The organism is Photobacterium sp. NCIMB 13483, assembly GCF_003025475.1.
GTDB classification, from domain to species: Bacteria; Pseudomonadota; Gammaproteobacteria; order Enterobacterales; family Vibrionaceae; genus Photobacterium; species Photobacterium piscicola.
Genome location: NZ_PYLV01000016.1, coordinates 21,133 through 34,174, shown reverse-complemented (window position 1 = coordinate 34,174; position 13,042 = coordinate 21,133). Strand labels below are relative to the sequence as shown.

General features: G+C 35.2%; 10 protein-coding genes and 1 pseudogene. 8 read left to right on the top strand and 3 right to left on the bottom strand.

Annotated features, from left to right (window positions below):
- Nucleotides 1-593 precede the first annotated feature (593 nt).
- Nucleotides 594-1,013 carry a DUF2845 domain-containing protein gene (locus tag C9I86_RS13100; protein WP_107276591.1) on the top strand — a complete coding sequence of 140 codons (420 nt, stop codon included), beginning with the start codon at nucleotides 594-596 and terminating at the stop codon, nucleotides 1,011-1,013.
- Nucleotides 1,014-1,060: 47 nt separating this feature from the next.
- A complete protein-coding gene (locus C9I86_RS13095; protein WP_107276590.1) occupies nucleotides 1,061-1,375 on the top strand; it encodes a hypothetical protein in 315 nt (104 codons plus the stop codon).
- A gap of 326 nt (nucleotides 1,376-1,701) precedes the next feature.
- On the opposite strand, the gene C9I86_RS13090 is transcribed toward C9I86_RS13095, so the two are convergent.
- Nucleotides 1,702-2,682 (bottom strand): BsuBI/PstI family type II restriction endonuclease, encoded by a 981-nt coding sequence (locus C9I86_RS13090; RefSeq protein WP_107276589.1) that lies wholly within the window; start codon nucleotides 2,680-2,682, stop codon nucleotides 1,702-1,704.
- 126 nt (nucleotides 2,683-2,808) lie between these two features.
- On the opposite strand from C9I86_RS13090, the gene C9I86_RS13085 reads away from it, so the two are divergent.
- Nucleotides 2,809-4,323 (top strand): Eco57I restriction-modification methylase domain-containing protein, encoded by a 1,515-nt coding sequence (locus C9I86_RS13085; protein WP_107276588.1) that lies wholly within the window; start codon nucleotides 2,809-2,811, stop codon nucleotides 4,321-4,323.
- A 130-nt stretch (nucleotides 4,324-4,453) separates the two neighbouring features.
- On the top strand, nucleotides 4,454-4,678 hold the full coding sequence (locus tag C9I86_RS13080) for a hypothetical protein (RefSeq protein WP_107276587.1): 225 nt from the start codon (nucleotides 4,454-4,456) through the stop codon (nucleotides 4,676-4,678).
- Between the two features lie 167 nt (nucleotides 4,679-4,845).
- On the opposite strand, the gene C9I86_RS13075 is transcribed toward C9I86_RS13080, so the two are convergent.
- Nucleotides 4,846-4,974, bottom strand: a complete 129-nt coding sequence (locus C9I86_RS13075) for a Hok/Gef family protein (protein WP_369925745.1) — start codon at nucleotides 4,972-4,974, stop codon at nucleotides 4,846-4,848.
- Nucleotides 4,975-5,346: 372 nt separating this feature from the next.
- Between C9I86_RS13075 and C9I86_RS13070 the strand changes: the two are divergent.
- From C9I86_RS13070 to C9I86_RS13055, 4 genes and pseudogenes are all read left to right on the top strand, one after another.
- A pseudogene (locus tag C9I86_RS13070) lies at nucleotides 5,347-5,802 on the top strand (IS3 family transposase); the annotation flags it as partial.
- A gap of 485 nt (nucleotides 5,803-6,287) precedes the next feature.
- On the top strand, nucleotides 6,288-7,517 hold the full coding sequence (gene pepT / locus C9I86_RS13065) for a peptidase T (protein ID WP_107276584.1): 1,230 nt from the start codon (nucleotides 6,288-6,290) through the stop codon (nucleotides 7,515-7,517).
- A gap of 2 nt (nucleotides 7,518-7,519) precedes the next feature.
- Nucleotides 7,520-8,884, top strand: coding sequence for a C4-dicarboxylate transporter DcuC (dcuC, locus tag C9I86_RS13060; RefSeq protein ID WP_107276583.1), 1,365 nt, complete (start codon nucleotides 7,520-7,522; stop codon nucleotides 8,882-8,884).
- A 200-nt stretch (nucleotides 8,885-9,084) separates the two neighbouring features.
- Nucleotides 9,085-10,155, top strand: coding sequence for a replication initiation protein (locus C9I86_RS13055; RefSeq protein WP_107276582.1), 1,071 nt, complete (start codon nucleotides 9,085-9,087; stop codon nucleotides 10,153-10,155).
- A 1,737-nt stretch (nucleotides 10,156-11,892) separates the two neighbouring features.
- Here the strand turns inward: C9I86_RS13055 and C9I86_RS13050 are convergent.
- Entirely contained in the window at nucleotides 11,893-12,735 is an 843-nt protein-coding gene (locus C9I86_RS13050) for a hypothetical protein (protein WP_107276581.1), read from the bottom strand.
- Nucleotides 12,736-13,042 lie beyond the last annotated feature (307 nt).

The window sequence follows — 13,042 nt, the reverse complement described above, 5'->3', positions numbered from 1 at the left end:
ATCCAAGCAACCAAGTTAGATTCTGTACTCTAACTTGGTTTTGTCCGTGCAACCTGAAGTCGTATGAAGCGTTATTTGTGATCACTGAGCGATTCTGTCGTATCGAAATTACTAAGCGGCGTTGTTATTACCAATTTCACCAATATTATTCCATATCAACGAACTTACCCGCCAATTTTACATAACATCTGTAATGACTACCAAATTTATAAGCTAATGAATAATCGTATTTTTTTGATTAGTCTGCAAATCGAGTCCAAAGTGATAATTTAAGATCGGGTAACATCATTAACAAAATAACAACGTCATATTGAGGCTTATTTAAGGTAACTTTCTTAGAGAAAATAAGCGGTTTCAAGGGAAATTATCACGAACGTTGATCACGAAGTGCGGGATAGATGGATACTGTTAAATACAGCCGTTTTTAGAGAAAAGTTAGACTAGGTATTAAGTGATAGGTCTTTGTAGTCTTAAAATCGTTTCTAGGAGCGATTTGATGGAGATTAAACAGTTGTTGTTCCACTAATTATTTTTAATAAGTGTTTGGTAGAATATGATCTTAATTTACTCTTTATGGGAAGAAATAGTGGGTTATGGCGAAGTCTAAATCTGAAATACAAAATATTATTTATCTCATTATTATTGGATTACCAATTTACGCTGTTGTTCAAGCAGGAGAATCTATTGGTTGGGGAGTCATTACAGGAGTAATTGCGGCTGGAATTGTCTTTTATTTGTGGTCAAAATCAAATAAAACCAAAAAGAGAAGAGAGTATCTTATAGATAAGTATCAAGATTTATCTCTTGTTGAAGATTTAATGAATCAGTGTTTTTGGGTGGAACAAACAGCAGATCAACTTATTGATTCATTAGGGTATCCTGTTGATGTTGAACAAAAAATGCTTAAAACAAAAAAGAAAGAAGTTTGGAAATATTCTCATCAAGGTGGAAATCGCTATAGTTTACGAATAACACTTGATAATGATCATGTTGTAGGTTGGGATCAAAAATAAGCAGTGCACATTAATTATTATTTAAGATAAGGATTTTGTTAATTTATATGAAAAAAATATTGTACATGTTTATTGTTTGCATAAGTTTTTCTGCAAGTGCCAACTACGCAGATGGATTTACAAAAGTTTGTGCTGATGCGATAACTAAAATAAATTTGGCTAAAAAAAATGAAAGTAAGATACAAACTGAATTTTTCATTCGAGCAAAATACTATTCTAATAAATATTATTCAAAGAAAAATTTATCTGATAATGATATTAAAAAAATAAGAAATAATATGATAGATAACTGCAAAAACTATCCATATATGAAAGTAGATACAGCAGCAGCTCAAGCAGTACGCCGATATTCTAAAAGTTAAAAAAATAGATTAACTGTTAAATACCGCCCAAGTTGAGGCGGTATTTTTGTATGTGAGGTAGATTTAAAATAAATCTAAGGTGTAAGGTCGCTAATGGCGACCTTTGTTGTATCTGGGCGTTACTGCGTATCTGTATCAGATCGCTTTAGATGCATACTGTAAAATAGGACTGTTTTTAGAGAAAAGGCATGATCGGTATAGAGTAATGGGTCTTTGTGGTCTTAGAATCGTTTCTAGGGATGATTTGATGGGAATTTTGGTTGGCTTTAAATTTATTTAATAATGATTTTGTAGAAAAAACCCTGAATTATTCAGGGTTAGTGCTTTTAGTTAATCTCAGGTTTATTGTTATGAGGCCCAAGAAATCGATCTCCATTGAAATGAATCATATGATCAGGGTTATCAGCAATCCATACTTCAGTTTCCCATGCTATATCGGCAGCGTTTTTTCTAAATTCATTCCGATGAGGAAAGGCTGTGACATAAACACGTCCTACTGAACAACCATCTAGTGCTTCTTCAAGTTCAACCCATCGTTTTGGGCTTACTGGACCATGACTAGTCACGGCTTCAATTAAAAATAACCACTTACGATTTTCATCATAAACAACAACATCGGGTAACTTATCATGAGACATTGGAGGAACGTTTAATGATTCTAAATATTTAGTTTCTAGAACCATATGTTTACCGCCCTCGTTACGGCTACTTGCTGTATCACCAATATATAAAACGGTTCCTCCTTCGCCAATAAAACGAGGGCAAAATTCATGCACAATATCAGCGTGAAGTTGGTTATGAACACCAGGAGAGAGAGTTATTTTATTACCGTTAGGTAGGTGTACAGGAATCTTTTCTTTATTAATTGTTCTTTCATAGATAGCTTGAAGTGTAGGTACTTCATTTAGAAACTCTTGAACCAATTCTTTCCAATTGTTATCAGGGTATGCGTGAAGAATTTTTATAATAGGTTGGTTTAGAGAGTAATTATTATCCTTGCTGTTTGTTGCTCTAGCTGGATTATCACGATTTCTATCAACAACTTGTGCTTGATCAAACTGATGTAATGTTTGTCTTCTGATTGTTTCTCTAGAGTTTGGCTTATAGTCTTTACCATATTCAGAACGAATAAACTCCATAATATTAACAGTTGGTAAAAGTGGTGCAGTAGCTACACTCCAGTTATCTTCTGGTTTTATATTTGCAAGAGCCAAGAAGACCCAAGCTGACCTATCATTACATTGCTGTTTAGGTAAGCCTAATGATTTCAGAATTTCCTGAGCTTGTAGTAGTTTTTGTTCTCTCATTTTTAGCTATCAAGTATTAAAATAATAGGTTTTACAATGTAACCTATGTGCAGGTTTTTTTCTTCCTTTTGTGCAGGTTTTTTGCGATAATTCTGAATAAATTAATTACTGTAAAAATGATCAATTATGACAGCATTGGCACAAAATATACCTCTTAACTTAAACGATATTGCTGATATCAATCGAGTTTCAGTAAATGGAAAGCTTGATGAAAGTCTTAGAGGAAAGCTAGGTCAATTTATGTCGTCATCTGCTGTTTCTAAGATACTTGCTGATATGTTTGAAAATATAAATGGTGAACATCGTATTTTAGATGCGGGGGCTGGGGTTGCTTCATTAACAGCAGCATTTGTAGAACGAGTTAAAGATCATGCTACAAGCATTGATTCTACATGTTATGAGCTTTCTAGCATTATGAATTATTATCTTATAGATACATTGCAGCATTGCTCTAATTCTTGTGATTATAATGACGTGCAATGGAATCAAACAGTAATTGAAGAAGATTTTATTGCACATTCAGTAGCTCTACTTCAACGCGATGATTTTACTCCAAGTTTTAATAAAGCAATTTTAAATCCTCCTTACCTAAAAATTTCAGCAAAAGGTTCGGAACGAGCTGATTTACGTAAAATTAATTTTGAAACTGGTAATTTATACTCAGCCTTTGTTGGACTTGCTATAAAACTTATTGAAGATGGCGGCGAATTAGTTGCTATTACTCCTAGATCGTTTTGTAACGGTCCATACTTTAATAGTTTTCGTAAACTATTATTAGATAATTGCTCTATTAACAAAATACACGTTTTTAATAGTCGAAAGTCAGCATTTAAGGCTGATAAAGTTCTTCAAGAAAACGTTATATATCATTTAACAAAAGGTGAAGCACAAAGAGATATAGTGATTGTAACTTCTAGTTCTTGTGCTGATGATCCTAACCCCTCTGTATATGAAGTTCCTTTCGATAAAATTGTTAGTAATAATAATCCAGATCGATTCATTCATATAATTACAGATGAAGAAGAGCTAAACATAGCAACTAAAGCTGGCGGTTTACCTTGTTCATTAGATGATTTAGGTATTCAAGCAAGTACAGGAAAAGTGGTCGATTTCCGAACTAAAGAAAATTTAAGTCAAAATTATATTGATGGTTCTGTTCCTTTAATTTTCCCACAACATTTACAGAAATGTTCAATTGAATGGCCTATAAATGATGCTAAAAAACCTAATGCTTTACTCAATAATATAAATACAGCTAGTTTGATGGTGAAAAACGGAACATATGTTCTTACTCGTAGACTTACAGCTAAAGAAGAAAAGCGAAGAGTTGTAGCTTCTATTTATACCGCGAATATTGCTGATGTTGATGTGGTTGGTTTTGATAATAAAACTAATTATTTTCATGCATTAGGCGAGCCATTAGATGATGCATTAGCAAAAGGTTTATGGGTGTTTTTAAATAGCACCTTAGTTGATAAATATTTTCGTCAAATGAACGGAAATACGCAAGTTAATGCTACTGATCTAAGAACCTTACGTTATCCAACAAGGTCACAACTTGTTTCAATGGGTGATATGGTTGATTTTGAAGATTTTAAGCAGATTAATATTGATAAGATAGTAGAAAACGTACTTTACTAAATTCTATCCGTTTGAATGCGTATAAATAGATTTGATGTAAAAACTAACAATTTAAGAGATCGCTTAGGCGGTCTTTGTTGTATCTGGACGTTACCGCGTATCGGATCTCTTTAGAGGTAATATAATTTTTATGAAACTGATTAAAACGAATCATAAAGAAATAGAATTAATGCAAAAGGACACCGCATTAGACGACCGAGATTTAGCTAATGCTGCTGATGAACTCTTACCTAATGCTAGTAATAACTTAAAAAATAAATTTATTGATCGTGAAAACCTGAGCAATGAACCAGAGTATGTAAAGGCCTTATTAGAATCTGTTATTGACTCTGAGAATGGCACCACTTATAGCTAATCATTTTTAATGGTCACTAATAGTCGGGTTTCTATTTGTTAGTACGCATAAATAGATTTACTGTTAAATGAGACTGATTTGAAAGTATGAGGATTGGGTGCTCATTGGCAATGTAACCAAACAAACTAAATCAGGTAGAGGCTTCGGAAGCCCCTACCTGTCTAGCTCTACTTAGATTCGTAGACAAGCGTTGCTAGAAAGACCGTGTTTCCATCTTTGATTTGCAATTCACATAGCGAATCACGCACCATCCATGTAAAACTCAGTATCGTTATACAGATAACGATTAGACCCATTAAGGCGGTTTTTCGTAGCATACAACTTGCCTCTTAGCTAAATAGAGGCTAACATCAGAAGTGTCGAGTTTCATCAGATTGCCTCATTGATTAAAAATTAATGGGGCTTTCGTCTATCTGGCCTATCACAAAACATTTTCGTTCGTTGCTCAAGACTAGATAGCCAAGAGCACCCGCACCGATTATACATTAACTCGCCTACTCCCTATCATTTTTTTGTCATTGAACCTTCAAACCTATAAATTAAGTAAATTTCTGCCATTTACTCGCTATTAAACATAATTGATATAATGATTACCAAAATTTATAGAATGATGTGTGACATATTAAAGTGGGACTGATAGCAGTTACACTGCGAGTTCACATAAATAGGTGACATACGTTTGGGCGGGTAATAAATGGTTATATTTAGCCGCTGTTATGGATCTATTTGCTCGAAGAATTGTGGGTTGGGCGTGCTCAGATAGCCCAAATAGTGATTTAACCTGTGCCGCACTTCGAATGGCTTATGAAAGCCGTGGTCGACCACAAAATGTGATGTTTCATTCAGATCAAGGTTGCCACTACACCAGCCTTCAATTCAGGCAGGCATTATGGAAATACCAAATAACTCAAAGTATGAGTCGACGTGGAAATTGTTGGGATAATGCCCCAATGGAACGATTTTTTAGAAGTTTCAAAACGGAGTGGATGCCCAAAGAGTGCTATAACAGTTTTGTAGAAGCAGAAAGGGATACACTCAAATATATATTGCAGCATTACAATACCAAGCGGGGCCATAGTTATAACAACTATTTATCGCCAGTGATGATGGAAGCAGCCGCTTAATTTAAACACCTATAAAGGTGTACAGTTTTACTTGACCACTTCAACCCGCCACATAGGCGGCTTAGAAGTAATAGGTTCACAGAAACATTGTTTCTTGCATGTGTCCCGCCACATAGGCGGCTTAGAAGATCGTTCAAGACCCTGATTTTAATCACGCTGAGTGTCCCGCCACATAGGCGGCTTAGAAGTTACAACCCCCATTGTAATCAATATTTATAATGTGTCCTACCATATAGAAGAATGTCATATCCTTCGAACTTGGTGTTATCCGATACCAACAGCATTACATGCTTTTATTGTGTAACCTTTATTAAGGCATCATGCTTGAATTCGATTGAATAAGTTGTTCTATCTGTTTTATTTGCGCACCATCAATGAAATGTAAATAATTATTTTCAAGTTACCGTTATTGAGGAAATTATCACTTAAAAAGAAATCTAAAAATCATAATATCTTTGTTTTATAAGTAATTTTGGATTAAAACAATGAATATAGTCGAACGTTTTTTAGGTTATACAAAAATTAATACAACCACAAATCAAGCAAATGGTGCAGCAGGTATCATGCCTTCAAGTACCGGCCAATATGAATTAGCGAGTTTGGTTAAAAAGCAATTAGAAGCTCTAGGTTGTGTTGATATTGTTCTTCGAAATACCGCAATTCTTACCGCTACTTTACCGTCTAACTCTAAAAAACAGTTACCAACCGTTGCCTTCTTTGGACACCTTGACACTAGCTCAGAGCGAACTGAAGATACGCATGCTGAAGTTGTTCATTATGAAGGGGGAAATATTCCATTATCTACTGGTCCAATTCTTTCTCTAAAAGAACAACCAGAACTTGTAAATTATGTTGGGCAAGAAATCATCGTGAGTGATGGACAATCATTACTTGGTGCTGATGATAAAGCGGCAATTGCAGCCATTTTAAATGCGTTGCAGTTTTTTTACGAAAACCCAGAAGTTGAACATGGAACGATAAAGGTGGGGTTTGTTCCTGATGAAGAGCAAGGGCTTCTGGGAGCAAATGCATTTGATGTGAATGAGTTTGGTGCTGATTTTGCTTATACACTAGACTGCTGTGGAATTGGTGAGTTTGTTTGTGAGAACTGGAACGCAGGTAATGCTGTAGTTACATTCACCGGACAATCTGCACATCCTATGAATTCAAAAGGTAATTTGATCAATTCGTTATTATTAGCCAATTCATTTATGACCCAATTTCCAGCAAAAGAAACACCAGAGTATACAGAAGGTCGTGAAGGTTATTACTGGATGAAAAAGCTTGCAGGAAACTCAGCGAAGACCGTTCTTAATATGGATATTCGAGATTTTACGGAAGAAGGCTATGCGTATCGAAAAGCCTTTATTACTGAGCAGGTTCGTCTTTTTAATGAAACTAATAACAATAGAGCAGTTCTTGAAATTAGTGATCGTTATAGCAACGTGCATAACTTTTTAAAAGACTCTACATTACCTGTTGATTTAGCAATGGCGGCTTATAAAGAAAATGGCATAGAACCAAAAGTGATCCCTATGCGTGGTGGTTACGATGGGGCTGTACTTTCAGAAAAAGGACTACCGTGCCCTAACATCTTTACTGGAGCACATAACTTTCATTCGATATTTGAGTATCTACCTGTTCCATCATTAATCGCTGCGAGTAATGTAGTTAAAACAATAATTATTAATTTAACAGAACATGAAGGTGTATAAACATGGTTCAGTTAATACTTGTTCTTATTATTGTTGTTATTGCCGCCCGGATGATTCTAAAAGGCTATAAAGCTGAGCCCACCTTATTGATGTCAGGTATAGTTTTAATTTTTGCTACTGGAATATTTGGTTGGGGGCCGATGCTTCCAGCCTCTGTGTCGTCAACAAATTTCTCTGGATTTGATCCGTTTAAGTATATCCAATTTCTAATGGGGTATCGTGCGGGTGCATTAGGTTTGATGATAATGGCGTTAGTTGGCTTTGCTGATTATATGAGCCATATTGGCGCTAACGCAGTAGTCGTTCGCTTAGCTACAAAACCATTAAGTCGCATTAAAAACAAAAACATCATGCTGTTCTTTGCTTATTGTATGGCGAGTACTCTTCAGCTTGCTATCCCATCAGCAACTGGATTAGGTGTGTTATTAATGGGTACGCTGTATCCGGTAATGTTAGGTTTAGGCCTTTCTCGTGGTAGTGCTGCAGCGGTTATAGCTAGTTCGTTGGCGGTAAGTTTTACCCCAACCGGTGTTGATGCCATTCGTGCTAGTGAGGCATTAGGAATGGATTTAATGAGTTACGTTTCTCATTACCAAGCACCGACATCGATCATTACAATGATCGTGATCGGGATTATGCATGTTATCTGGCAAACCCATGTAGATAAAAAACACCCTGAGCAATTTGAAGAAGCCGCATTAGCAGAATCCAAAGAGGCAAGTTCTGCACCTAGTTACTACGTCATACTACCTTTGCTTCCTATTATTATGGCTGTATTTTTTTCTAAATTAGTGGTTTCAACTGTTAACATGGATGTAACAACGATTGTCTTTGTTTCCATGTTTATCGCTATGTTGTGTGAATGCATAACAAAAAGAAGCTTAAAGGTTGTATTTGATGGCTTTGGTGTCTTTTCAAAAGGAATGGGAAATGCGTTTAGTAGCGTTGTTGTTTTACTCGTGGCAGCCGGTGTCTTTGCTTATGGGATCCAAGCTACGGGCGCTATTTCTAATTTAATAATGCTTGCCGAGTCGGTTGGTTTACCAAGTGTCGCAATGACTTTAGTTTTTGCTGTTGTTACCTTGATGGCAGCCGTAATTATGGGATCAGGTAATGCACCATTCCTAGCGTTTGTTGAGTTAATTCCAACGATTGCATCGAGCATGGGAGCCAATACAGCTGCGATGTTAATGCCAATGCAACAAGCTTCAGCAATTGGTCGTTCAATGTCTCCAGTATCGGCGGTTGTTATCGCGTCAGCAACAGGAGCGAAGTTAAGCCCTTTTGATGTAGCCAAACGCACTTCAGTACCAGTATTGGTTGGTTTTGTGTTCCATTTTATTGTTGTATATGTATTTTATAGCTAAATTACATTTATATTTTTGAAACAAAAAAGCCACGAAACCTAAAATCATCAAAGGTTATGTGGCTTTTTCTTGGTAGTTAATATTGAGATTCTTAACCAACACAGATCAATAAAAACATGACACAATTTAGGTGTTAACCTACAAAAAACACCTAAATTATGTCATACTTAGCTTAGTCATGTAATCTATGGACAGAGCCTGTGAGCACCGAAGAATATTACTATCCAGCTGTTAGCGATAACCTACCAAAACACATCAAAAAAGGTCATCAACTCGTATTCAGTCGCCAAGACCTATCTGCTCGTGAAGCCGATCTGTTTGCATTGATGATCGCACAAATGAAAAGTAACGACTGGGATCACAGTACTCCTCATTACGCGTTCACATCTAACCAGCTTTCAGATTGGTTGGGTGTTGATACCAAACACATTGGCAGTAACTTAAGCCCTGTAGCTAACCGCCTTGCTAGCCGAAAAATTGGTATTAAGCGTGAAAATACAAAAGGGGATATCGAATTTGATTATCGACCTTTGTTCAAACATATCGCTTACAAGAATGGTGTGTTAACTATGGTTCCGAATGATATGCTCAAATCTGAATATATCGAATATAACCACGGTTTTGCGCTAATCAACACACGGAACTTTTTCGACGTAAAGAAAGAATACTCAAAACGTCTGTATGAGCTTCTAAGCCGATTTAAAAGCAAAGGCTATGAAATGCACGCGCAAAGCTTACAAGAGCTTAAAGGCGTGTTTGGATTACTAGATGAAGCAGGAAAAATAAAGAAAGATAAAAGTTCATTTAAGAACAACAGCGTATTTATGAAACGTTGTATTAGACAAAGTATTACCGATCTTTCAGAACACCCACAAATCAAAAAAGAGTTACTGTTTATCGACAGTGACAAAGGTGACTTTGGTTTTGAGTTAATAAAAAAAGGGCGAACAATTACTGGCATTCGTTTTTTATTCCGTTGGCTTAAACTCGGTACAGTAGACGAACTCAACCAACATGACGCTATCAAAACCATTAAAGAACTCGAACTCAAACGCCTACAAGATAACGTCAAGTTATCTGATGGTGAACTAGAAACGCTCGCTATTGCTTACCACTACATTGGTAAAGATGACAAAGCCACAAAAATTGAAGAAACCTTAGCTAAACGTCATTTCACCCCAGTCCCCGATACTGAACCAACAGACGATATTGATGCATTTTTAGATAAAATTGATACGCTAAGTGAAGTCAGTGGTAATCCTGAATATTAAATTAGAACTAAATAACTAACACATTTTAGGTATTGGAAGAGATAGCAACAGTGTTTAGAACTTTTTGATGCGATATAGGACGCATTTTAGGTAAAAAAAGGATTTGAAACCTAAAATGTGTCATCTATTGATAAATATGGCCCTTAAAAAAGTCATCATTGAATCGAATAACCTAAAAAAGCCATTTATCCCAAAAAAAACAAGAATCACACCTAAAATGTGTCACCTATATACCTAAAATAGGATCATAAACGCCTAAAATGTGTCACCTATACACCTAAAATAAGATCATAAACACCTAAAATAGGATCATAAACACCTAAAAAATGTTGTTTGAGCACCTAAAAGATGTCCTTTAATTGCTTTTTTCTTTTTTATTATCAATGAGTTACAGTACCTATAGATCTTATAGTCTTTATAGCTCTTATAGATCTTTATAGTTTATATAGATCTTTATAGTCATTGTGGATAACTGGAAAATCAAAGATTTACACAGTTTCCCACAATAGATAACAATGTTTTTTGATTTTATTTTAATATTACCAAGCTTTAATCGTACCAATTTTACCTTTTTGTTAACCTAAAGTGCTCTCTTTTGCTTGTATTCGTACATTACTCACCAGGAGTCTAAACCTAATTATTGTTGATACAGTATTTTTAATACTGCATTTTCTATAAATACTAAATTAACTAAGCCTATCTGAATTAACATATTCAAGAATACTGTGTTTATGATTGTTCATATATTAAGCTCAGGCTAAAGTTAGTAAAAAGTCATTATGTAATTATTAATAAAGGTTAGAAATTAAAGAGAATGTTTGTTTTCTTTAAAGTAATAAAAGTTATAGTGCGTTAGATGGGTAATATTCACTGCTTTATGACTGTATTTCTATGTGTGTAGTGATCTATGCACATCAATCACTAAATGACGATATCTATATTGGCCAAACGCAATGTATTGTTAATCGCTGAGTTGAACATCATTATGTAGCCAATTCTCATTCACACCCAGAGCAAAATCAAACCTCTCAACTTAAGCAACATCATTAAAGTGACAATGTAACTTTAATCTTTTAGTTCCCGAACACATGTGTTCTTATTGTCCCTGTAAGCTCTTATATTAAGCACAGCGGATATCCTAAGCTTCGCTATCATAAACCCCTTAATAATCACTACACGTTCTTTTTATCCTCATATTTTAAGACATTCTCAAAACCTTACCTTCCTATTAAGCATGCTCTTTGCTGTAGGTAGATATTAATACCGGTTTTTCCTGTCGAATGACAAAAGGAAGATATCACGCGTTCTATTACTATTTAGTCAAATGATGGCTTTGAAATTGATGTACTTTTATGTGCCTCGATGGGGCCCGTTCAATGTTTTATAGTGCTAAGGGATTGATAGGATGAGTCATTGAAGGGGAGGTATTTTAGGACGAAGTCCTTTTTTTTCTTTTCTAAATAGTAGATATATTTATATATCTACTAACCTATCTCTATTTTAATAGAGACTAAAGAACCTCTAGCATTCCATAATGTTTTTTCATACTTTCGTTTTTAATTTATATAAACATACTTATCCACAACAACACACTCAATAATCAAATTAAACCGATTGATTAATTTTTCATCTCAAACCTAGCATTATAAATGTATTTAATGTTCAGTTTTTGAGTTGATATTTATAATAGGTATGACAAAAAACCGCAGTTAAGCGGCATCTTATAAAAAGAGGGAGTTAGTGCTCTGTGGTGTAGTTACCACCAAAGATAGACGATTCAATCACTCGTCCTTGCGGATAACGTTCGCTAGGTTGTTGTGTTGTCGTATCTGTGCGCAATACAGTAGGTCGTTGACGTTTCTTCCATACATATGCATCACTAAATGCTTCATAGCGTACCCAGAGGGTTTTAAATCCCTTTTTAACGCGGTTAGCAATGGAACGTAACTTTGATTTTTTAACATCTTCATCGTTATCAAGACCAAAAATATTAATAAATTTTTGAGTTAATGACTTATAAGCAGGTTTTGAGTACACACGGGGTAAATTTTCATCTTTCAGATCTAAGTTAACCAACAGATCACGATCTTGTAGATAGACGGCATCAATGACTAAGTAATCAGCCATTTTTAATAACTTTATAGCGTGATAATAACGCTTATCATTAATTGACTCGCCCCAACACTTTTCATAATTCTTAATAATTGTGTTATGGGTGATCGTATCCATGTGCTCTAGCTTTGGTTTACCTATTTGATAGGTTTCAACCTCAAGATCACAACACATGGCCACCATGATTTTAACGCACGTTTCACGCTGGCGTTTTTGCAACCCGTAAACAATCGATTGACAGTAATTTAAGTCGTGTAATTGACCATTATAAGCATGAGGATTATCAATAAATCGAGCAAAAGCTAGCAATAACCGTTTAGTACAATACGGAAATTTTGCTTTTCCTGATGCGTTATGTTTTTGAGAACCAAGTTGTGTAATTCGTTGCTCAACGATTAACTGACGAGCAGAAATATCACGCTTAAACTGAGATTGATTCTTAGGATGCTTACGCTTAGATGTTGACATGAGACACGCCCTCATCATAACCATATTGATCAATTAATGATCTATCGCTATGTGAATGGGTACTGTGTCTAGGTAGCTGCTCCATGCAGTAGAGATTGATATTCATTTTTATTCCAGAGTGTAGGTTTAATTAGAGTTCCACCCCTAACATTAAAAACAATATACATTTAAATAATTGAAAAAACAACAACACTGTAAGACAGAGACAGAAACAAAAAAACCTGAATCCTCTGGAAATTCAGGTTCTTTTGCGAATGCTATTTTGTCGAGTTGGAAGCTCGACACATTCTAATTCGAAAAATACACT

Excerpts from the sequence above, each read along its gene's own strand:
- dcuC (WP_107276583.1), top strand. The coding sequence starts at position 7,520 with ATGGTTCAGTTAATACTTGTTCTTATTATTGTTGTTATTGCCGCCCGG.
- C9I86_RS13050 (WP_107276581.1), bottom strand. The coding sequence starts at position 12,735 with ATGTCAACATCTAAGCGTAAGCATCCTAAGAATCAATCTCAGTTTAAG.
- C9I86_RS13090 (WP_107276589.1), bottom strand. The coding sequence starts at position 2,682 with ATGAGAGAACAAAAACTACTACAAGCTCAGGAAATTCTGAAATCATTA.
- C9I86_RS13095 (WP_107276590.1), top strand. The coding sequence starts at position 1,061 with ATGAAAAAAATATTGTACATGTTTATTGTTTGCATAAGTTTTTCTGCA.
- C9I86_RS13080 (WP_107276587.1), top strand. The coding sequence starts at position 4,454 with ATGAAACTGATTAAAACGAATCATAAAGAAATAGAATTAATGCAAAAG.
- C9I86_RS13075 (WP_369925745.1), bottom strand. The coding sequence starts at position 4,974 with ATGGGTCTAATCGTTATCTGTATAACGATACTGAGTTTTACATGGATG.
- pepT (WP_107276584.1), top strand. The coding sequence starts at position 6,288 with ATGAATATAGTCGAACGTTTTTTAGGTTATACAAAAATTAATACAACC.
- C9I86_RS13085 (WP_107276588.1), top strand. The coding sequence starts at position 2,809 with ATGACAGCATTGGCACAAAATATACCTCTTAACTTAAACGATATTGCT.
- C9I86_RS13100 (WP_107276591.1), top strand. The coding sequence starts at position 594 with ATGGCGAAGTCTAAATCTGAAATACAAAATATTATTTATCTCATTATT.